10 protein-coding genes are annotated in these 7,276 nt (G+C 53.3%); all 10 read right to left on the minus strand.

Annotated features, from left to right (window positions below):
• Positions 1–24 precede the first annotated feature (24 nt).
• Entirely contained in the window at positions 25–315 is a 291-nt protein-coding gene (locus CKX93_RS04605; RefSeq protein WP_076755517.1) for a P-II family nitrogen regulator, read from the minus strand.
• Positions 316–319: 4 nt separating this feature from the next.
• Positions 320–1,264 carry a sodium-dependent bicarbonate transport family permease gene (locus tag CKX93_RS04610; RefSeq protein ID WP_076755518.1) on the minus strand — a complete coding sequence of 315 codons (945 nt, stop codon included), beginning with the start codon at positions 1,262–1,264 and terminating at the stop codon, positions 320–322.
• Positions 1,265–1,310: 46 nt separating this feature from the next.
• Entirely contained in the window at positions 1,311–2,129 is an 819-nt protein-coding gene (locus CKX93_RS04615; RefSeq protein ID WP_076755519.1) for a S1 family peptidase, read from the minus strand.
• Between the two features lie 7 nt (positions 2,130–2,136).
• Positions 2,137–4,491 carry a nitric oxide reductase activation protein NorD gene (locus CKX93_RS04620; protein WP_076755520.1) on the minus strand — a complete coding sequence of 785 codons (2,355 nt, stop codon included), beginning with the start codon at positions 4,489–4,491 and terminating at the stop codon, positions 2,137–2,139.
• Positions 4,492–4,516: 25 nt separating this feature from the next.
• Complete coding sequence (locus CKX93_RS04625) at positions 4,517–5,362, minus strand: CbbQ/NirQ/NorQ/GpvN family protein (protein ID WP_076755933.1); 846 nt, start codon at positions 5,360–5,362, stop codon at positions 4,517–4,519.
• 92 nt (positions 5,363–5,454) lie between these two features.
• Positions 5,455–5,706 (minus strand): hypothetical protein, encoded by a 252-nt coding sequence (locus CKX93_RS04630; protein ID WP_076755521.1) that lies wholly within the window; start codon positions 5,704–5,706, stop codon positions 5,455–5,457.
• Positions 5,703–6,338: a ParA family partition ATPase gene (gene parA, locus CKX93_RS04635; protein ID WP_076755522.1), complete on the minus strand. Its 636-nt coding sequence runs from the start codon at positions 6,336–6,338 to the stop codon at positions 5,703–5,705. Before parA ends, CKX93_RS04630 begins: the two co-directional genes overlap by 4 nt.
• Before the next feature lies 1 nt (position 6,339).
• Positions 6,340–6,603: a 4a-hydroxytetrahydrobiopterin dehydratase gene (locus tag CKX93_RS04640; protein ID WP_076755523.1), complete on the minus strand. Its 264-nt coding sequence runs from the start codon at positions 6,601–6,603 to the stop codon at positions 6,340–6,342.
• 50 nt (positions 6,604–6,653) lie between these two features.
• Entirely contained in the window at positions 6,654–6,950 is a 297-nt protein-coding gene (locus CKX93_RS04645) for an alpha-carboxysome major shell protein CsoS1 (protein ID WP_076755524.1), read from the minus strand.
• Positions 6,951–6,994: 44 nt separating this feature from the next.
• On the minus strand, positions 6,995–7,276 hold a 282-nt coding region (locus CKX93_RS04650; RefSeq protein ID WP_240076644.1), incomplete at its 5' end, for an alpha-carboxysome major shell protein CsoS1.

Consider the following 7,276-nt stretch of genomic DNA (forward strand, 5'->3'; position numbering starts at 1 on the left):
CAGAAGCCTTATGGGTCATCGAAGTCAGTTTTGTAGCGTCACAGGCAAGGTGTACATCAAAAGCCCGTAGTCCACATCATACTTGGCAATCAGACTCTGGATAATTCGCTCGCAAAGCGCACCGTCGCCGACCACTTCAATACGAATATTTCCGCCCTGTGTCCAACGCCCCGAGCGTTTACCATGGGTGCCTTTGCCGCGAGCTTCCGTGATCGTATAACCCTTGGCACCGAGCTCAGTAATCTCATCAATAATCATATCCTCGAGCAAGGACTCGCTGATGATGACCAGCAGCATCATCTCCTGCGTCTGCATATGTTCAGCCTCCTACTGTATGGATGAAACGGGCCATCCAGAAATACAAGGGTATGCCCAAGAAAATATTGAAGGGGAAGGTAATCCCTAGAGCAGCCCCGATGGATATTGCAGGATTTGCCTGCGGCACAGCAATACGCATTGCTGCTGGTGCGGCGATATAAGAGGCACTAGCGTAGAGCGTGGCAAGCAACATCGTGCCACCCACAGACAGACCTAACATCCAGCCTAGCACCGTGCCCAGCGCTGCTGAAAGGATCGGCGTCACAATCGCAAAGGTCACAAGAAACGCGCCATAGGTTTTGAGGCCAGCAATTCGACTCGCCGCCACCAGACCCATTTCCAATAGAAACAGAGCCAACACACCTTTGAACAAATCAAAGAACAGAATATCCAGAGGTTTAATGCCCTCTGCACCCGCCACAAAACCAATTAGCAAACCACCGGTGAGCAGCAAAATACTTTTTCCAAAGAAAACTTCATGCACCAGTTTGCCCCAGCGAACAGTGCCGACACCATAGCGCGCCAACATCACGCCAATCACCAACGCTGGGATCTCCAAAAGCACGAGGAAGACGATCATATAACCTTCGAAATCCACGGATTCTTGCTGCAGCAAGGCCACCGCCACAGAAAAAGTCACCACACTCACCGAGCCATAGTGGGCAGCGATGGACGCAGCATCGGGACGCTTTAATTTACCGAGGATCTGCAATACCGGGAAAACCGCGACGGGGATGATACAGCCCACAGCGAGGATAATAAGCGCCGGGACAATCAGCTCAAGCAGCTCGAATTCTGCCAGCTTCACCCCACCCTGAAGACCGATGGCCAGCAACAGGAAAATCGATAGTGCTTCGTAAATCGATCCGGGGATCTTTAAGTCTGACCCAATCAGGCCGGCAAAAACCCCCAAGAGAAAAAACAGCACCACTGGTTCAAATGCCATTACCCATCCCTCTGATCACGCGGGCTTATTGCAGGGCCCGAAACATTCACTCCAGCCACTTGGTCAGATACGCCTCGATCACTTCGATCACTGCTGCAGACTTAATCACCAATCCTAAATCAATCATTTCGGAGCCCATGACTACGCCATTTTGCTGCGGCGGCACTGGCCCGGGAACCAGTTGATTGGCTTCCTCTCGAAAAAAAACAGCGGCAATAACCCCTGCAAAAAGAAACTTGCGCGACTGATTAGGCCGCAACACATCCGGTTGATATACAAACACAGGACTACCACTGGAACCGGGGTATACCGCAGCATCAATCAAAAACTCGGCTCGCCCCTCAAAATTAAGGGCCATGGGCGTAGCCGTGGTTCCCCGACGCATAATCGGCATTAAATTGACATGATCCCAAACGCCGCTGGGATAACCAATAAACAACACTTCCTCAAGGGCATCTAGACCCCGGAGCGTGGCTGCGTCCGGTGCTAATCGACTATCAATGACATGATAGTAGAGTTCCACGCCCTGATCGCGCGCCGCTTGCTCCAACGGACGCATAGGCACGATGGCCAGATCAATATCGGGGTTGGGATGAGTAAACCAAGCATGGGGGAAATCCTCGATATTCAGCTGAAAGCGCTGGCCCAGAACTGGCTGTCCATTATGCTTTTGGGTGAATACCAGCCCTCCCTCACGGACCCCGTCGACCAAGTGACGATTGGTCACGATGAACGTATGCGTGCCACGTCGGTGGGCATGTGAAACAACAAATGCCGTGCCGGACCCCTCGCTGCCATCTTCCATCACGGTATCGACACGAACCGTGTTAAAGAGCAATTTTTTGCTGAGCGAGTTAATGTCCATTGCGCGCCTAGCGGGTCAGGCCCAAATACAACATGGGTAGTTTCTCGGGCAGACGCTCGACATGATCGAGAACCGTGAAGTGACTGGCACCGAAAATACGCGATACATAGTGATCAGCGTGTGGATCTAGCGACAAGGCATAGGTCATCACACCCTCACGACTGAGTTCCTCCACAGCGCGTTTGGCATCATGGCGGAGATACTGAGGATCTCGTGTATCGTTATCAGCAGGCTCACCGTCGGTAATGATGATGAGTAATTTTTTACTCTTGGCCTGCTGTTTCAAATAATGGCCGGCGTGGCGCATGGCGGCGCCCATGCGCGTTGAATAACTGCCTTGCATGCCAGCCAAGCGTGCCTTAACCAAATCATTGTAAGGCTGCTCAAAATCCTTAAAGCGATAATAATGAACGTCATGGCGGCCATCAGAACAAAAACCGTGCAAGGCAAATGGGTCGCCAATGCGGTCCAATGCATCAGCAAACAGTACAGTCGCGGCACGGGTCAAATCCATGATGCTGTAGTCTTGGCCTCTAACCTTATCGTTAGCCGATTCCGACATATCCAGTAACACCATCACCGCCAGATCACGGACATTGCGCTTGTAGCGCATCATCACTCGGGTATCGGGTTGCTGGCCGCTGCGGATATCAACCATGGCGCGGATGGCCGCATTGATATCTAACTCATCACCATCCTCCTGACGACGCAAACGCTGCATACCTTGGGGAATCATCGACTCAATCAAGTATTTCAGCTGCGAGATCACGGGTTTGTAATCGGTGATGATTTGTTCAATCGCGTCCAACTCACCCAGCACAGGGTTTCGTTCCAAAACTGTGACCCAACTGGGTCGCTCCAGCTGAATCTGATAATCCCATTCATGGTAGTGAAATGGCTCTGAGATGGGCGGACGTCCTTCCAGCTCATTGATGGTCACGCCTTCTTGATCCAAATAAAACTCGGTGGGCAGGACCCAGACTTCTTGCGCGTCATCACCCGCGAACTCGTAATCTAATTCATTGACCATCTCCATAACACTGACTTCACGGCGCACCTGCTTGCCACCCCAAGTGGCCTCTAAGGCAGCCTGGACGTCGTATTCTTCAGACTCCCAAATGGTGCGGTTATCATCGCGGTAAATGGCATGTTGAATATCGGTACGGAAGTTAAACTCTGGCAATGGAATGCGACCCAAACTGTGAGATAAAGCCACGCCAATATTCCAGCTGATCTGATTACTGCTTAGATCTGTCTCTTCACGAAACAATTGCACACCCTCACGCACCCATGGATGGGGATCGGCAGAGTCAGGCTCGAGTAACGCGCGTGCTAGACGATTGAGCAATGCACCAATGGTCTGGGGTTCGCCAAAATCGACCTTAGGGTGCAGGGCCAGCCAGCTGGCGCGCATCCCCGGAAACTGCTGACAAGCCAATTCTTCAACACGAGCGTCTTCAATGACACCGATGATCGCCATCTGAACCAAGTCGAGTTCTTCCATAGAGAGCGGATCTTTGGTAAAGACCAAATGCGCAGCGCAATGGTTAGCAGCAGCGCGGTAAACCTCTAGGCCAGAGACCAACTGATCTTCAGCGGTAGCATCTCCCTCAGGCCGGTAGTCGTCATAAGCATCGGCGATATGCACAACATAGTGCTCAATAAAAGGCTTTAGCCCCTCACGGGATTCGTAATCGCCAGCCGTGGGTCGCATGAAAAAATCTCGGCCCCACATAGCACGCAAATAGATATTTAAGCGGCGCTGCACATCCACAAAAAGCGTGCCCTTGCGTTCTGCTTTCAAGACGGAAACAGCATCGGGGCTGTGCAATGAGAAATAATTAACCTGCCCTTCAAAGTCCGTTTTATAAGCCTGGGCACCCCAATTCACCCAACGACGCAGACCGCCCAGAGTAAGCTGGGTGAGCAAGCGATCTAGATTTTCCAACATCGGTCTAAGGCCTCGCGGCGCTTGTGCCAGCATCACTTGCAGCACGCCGAGAAAACCTCGGAAAAGGGTGTCATCACCCAAGCGCTCGGCAGCTAAAGGCGCTGTGGAAATAATCAATGAGAGGACTTGACCGGAAGTTTTTGAAGCCATGCCCAAAAGGAAATTAACCAGTTCGGGCAGGACATCTTCGCCAATAGCCCGTGACATGGCCGGCATTTCCTGCAAAAAGCTGACCACTAGATCCTCACCACGACCTAGGTTATGAAGCGCGACAGCCCCTTTTAGGTAATTGTCCAAGCCTCGCGGCGAAAAAACGCGCGCCGCTTCATGCCAGGCACCCGTGAGAACCTCCCGTGCATCGTGAGGAAGGTCTTCGAGCAGCTCCTCATATTCTTCGAGGTGGATCGCCATGGGCCCAGTCTCTTCTGTGCCCTGTTTAGAAGTAGGTGGTTACGGCAGAATCCAGTGCATCGCGCATATCCGGATCATCGGTAATCGGCCGCACCAGCGCCACCCGACAAGCAGCACGCGGATCAATACCGCTGGCAATTAGCGAACCGGCGTAAATCAACATACGCGTAGATAGCCCCTCATCCAAACCATGACCCTTAAGGTTTCTGGCACGCTCACCGATGTGCACAAGATTTTTGGCGGCCTCCAGGTTTACCCCCGATTCATGAGCCACAATCTCAGCCTCAATATCGTGTTCAGGGTAATCAAAATCCAAGGCGCCAAAGCGCTGCTTGGTAGATTGCTTGAGGTCCTTCATCAAGGACTGATAACCGGGGTTGTAGGAAATCACCACCTGAAAGTCTGGATGCGCTTCGATGATTTCGCCTTTTTTCTCCAGTGGCAGTACACGACGCGCGTCAGTCAAAGGGTGAATCACAACGGTCGTGTCCTGACGAGCTTCAACCACCTCATCTAGATAACAAATAGCGCCATGGCGGGCCGCCACTGCCAAAGGACCATCTTGCCAGCGAGTCCCATTCGCATCGAGGAGAAAGCGGCCAACAAGATCAGACGCTGTCATGTCCTCGTTACAAGCCACGGTGATTAAAGGTTTGCCCAAGCGCCACGCCATGTATTCAACAAAGCGGGTTTTACCGCAGCCCGTTGGGCCTTTGAGCATCATGGGCATACGCACGGAGTAGGCCGCCTCATAGAGCTCAACTTCATCAGCTACTGACCGGTAATAAGGCTCCTGCTGGATGCGATACTGGTCAAGACCCAGTTCCTGAGTATGCTGAGCAGGTGAGCGTATCGCTTGGGCATCGGCCATGGCATTGCGGCGCATTGTAGGGTTACCCCGGCGTGGCCCGTAAACTCGAGGGTTGGCGTCTTCATACATGACAAATTACCTGAAATGATGGCCTAGTCGGGCCAAATACGTGTCGGGAATAAATTCGACGCTTTGGCTTTGGGTTCCGAGCGGGTCACGCTGCTGGCGGTTTTTTTTGGTTTAGCCACAGCGCGTCGAGCAGGTGCTGCCTTTTCGGCTGCTGCCCGGGTCTTGGGTTTTGCTGGCGTTTTGGGTTTCACTGCGGGCTTAGCCACAGGCGTCTCGGTGGCCGCGGCTTTAACTTGGCGCAGGTTCGCTGCCAACTTGTCTTTCATGTTACTCATTTCGGGAAGACCTCCTTAATAAGGGCTTCAAGTTCGGTCACGGCAGCCGCACCTCTGGCGCCTGACTGATAAACACTCATGCCATCCAAAGCGGTGCTGCGGTAAATGGCGCGGCGACGCAAGCTGGCATTAAGCACAGGAATATCAAATTCGCCCAAAGCCTCTCGCATTGACTCTGATAGAGCGCTGCGCGGTTCTAGCTGATTCAACACCACAAAGGCCTTAAGACGTGGATTAGACTTGCGTGCCTCGGCAATCTCCGCAGGCAAGCGCAAACTGGACCAAACATCCACCGGAGAGGGCAAAATAGGGATCAATACCCGGTCACTGGCCCGCAAAGCCATTTGCGTCGCCTCTATTTCGATCATTGGCGGACAATCCAAAAGCACATGCTGATAGGCGCGGAACTGCTTTTTTAACGCCGCAGCATCCCAACGTCCCGCCATTTGCTTCACCGTAGCCGGGAAGGGCACTGCGCCTAATGTGGACCATTGCAGTGAGGAGCCCTGAGGATCCAAATCCACCACCACAGTGTCACCCCGCTGAGCTAGCCCCGCAGCAAGATTCATGGCCAGCGTGGTCTTACCAGCGCCGCCTTTTTGATTGACCACAGCCGTGATTTGGGTGGCCATATTAAGCTCCTGTCACGAGTGCATTGATCTTCGCTGCAAAGTCCCGCATCGCTAGGCTATCCGGGTCAGTTTCGTCAGACTCCAAGGTCACATTAACGTAGGTCGTCCCAAAGTTAATGTTCTGTGGATGTAAACCAGTTTCCTCGCTCAGTGCCGCAAGTGCATCCAAAAACCCTCGTGTTTCACGATAGCTTTGGAACTCAAAGCGCCGAAACAAGGCCGGCGGGGTTCCGCGTGCTTCCCAGCCTTGCGGCCAATCAGCCATGACGCGGATTACCCCCACCGCTTGTTACATTCACAGCCCAGGACCTCAAATCAGGCCGAGGGGGCAGTCGGCAGGATGCCTTCCACTTCGTTGTGCACGCGGGCAATGATGTGAGCAGCCACTAAGCCGTCTCCCACACGCTCGCAAGCATCGGCGCCAGCACGAACCGCAGCATTCACTGCACCCGTCTCACCACGCACCAAAACCGTCACATAACCACCACCCACAAACTGGCGACCAATCAGACGAACCTCAGCAGCCTTGGTCATCGCATCGGCGGCTTCAATCGCCGGTACCAGACCGCGGGTTTCAATCATGCCAAGGGCAATACCGGTTGCATTTGCCATTTCCTTACACTCCTCAAATAGTTACTGCGCTGTGAATGAAAAACTTACTCTGAAGGCTTGGTCGGCAGGATGCCTTCCACTTCGTTGTGCACGCGGGCAATGATGTGAGCAGCCACTAAGCCGTCTCCCACACGCTCGCAAGCATCGGCGCCAGCACGAACCGCAGCATTCACTGCACCCGTCTCACCACGCACCAAAACCGTCACATAACCACCACCCACAAACTGGCGACCAATCAGACGAACCTCAGCAGCCTTGGTCATCGCATCGGCGGCTTCAATCGCCGGTACCAGACCGCGGGTTTCAATCATGCCAAGGGCAATACC

The organism is Ectothiorhodosinus mongolicus, assembly GCF_022406875.1.
In the GTDB taxonomy this organism is placed as follows: Bacteria; Pseudomonadota; Gammaproteobacteria; order Ectothiorhodospirales; family Ectothiorhodospiraceae; genus Ectothiorhodospira; species Ectothiorhodospira mongolica.

Coding starts and splice junctions, on each gene's coding strand:
- CKX93_RS04605 (WP_076755517.1), bottom strand. CDS start 315: ATGCAGACGCAGGAGATGATGCTGCTGGTCATCATCAGCGAGTCCTTG.
- CKX93_RS04610 (WP_076755518.1), bottom strand. CDS start 1,264: ATGGCATTTGAACCAGTGGTGCTGTTTTTTCTCTTGGGGGTTTTTGCC.
- CKX93_RS04615 (WP_076755519.1), bottom strand. CDS start 2,129: ATGGACATTAACTCGCTCAGCAAAAAATTGCTCTTTAACACGGTTCGT.
- CKX93_RS04620 (WP_076755520.1), bottom strand. CDS start 4,491: ATGGCGATCCACCTCGAAGAATATGAGGAGCTGCTCGAAGACCTTCCT.
- CKX93_RS04625 (WP_076755933.1), bottom strand. CDS start 5,362: ATGGCCGATGCCCAAGCGATACGCTCACCTGCTCAGCATACTCAGGAA.
- CKX93_RS04630 (WP_076755521.1), bottom strand. CDS start 5,706: ATGAGTAACATGAAAGACAAGTTGGCAGCGAACCTGCGCCAAGTTAAA.
- parA (WP_076755522.1), bottom strand. CDS start 6,338: ATGGCCACCCAAATCACGGCTGTGGTCAATCAAAAAGGCGGCGCTGGT.
- CKX93_RS04640 (WP_076755523.1), bottom strand. CDS start 6,603: ATGGCTGATTGGCCGCAAGGCTGGGAAGCACGCGGAACCCCGCCGGCC.
- CKX93_RS04645 (WP_076755524.1), bottom strand. CDS start 6,950: ATGGCAAATGCAACCGGTATTGCCCTTGGCATGATTGAAACCCGCGGT.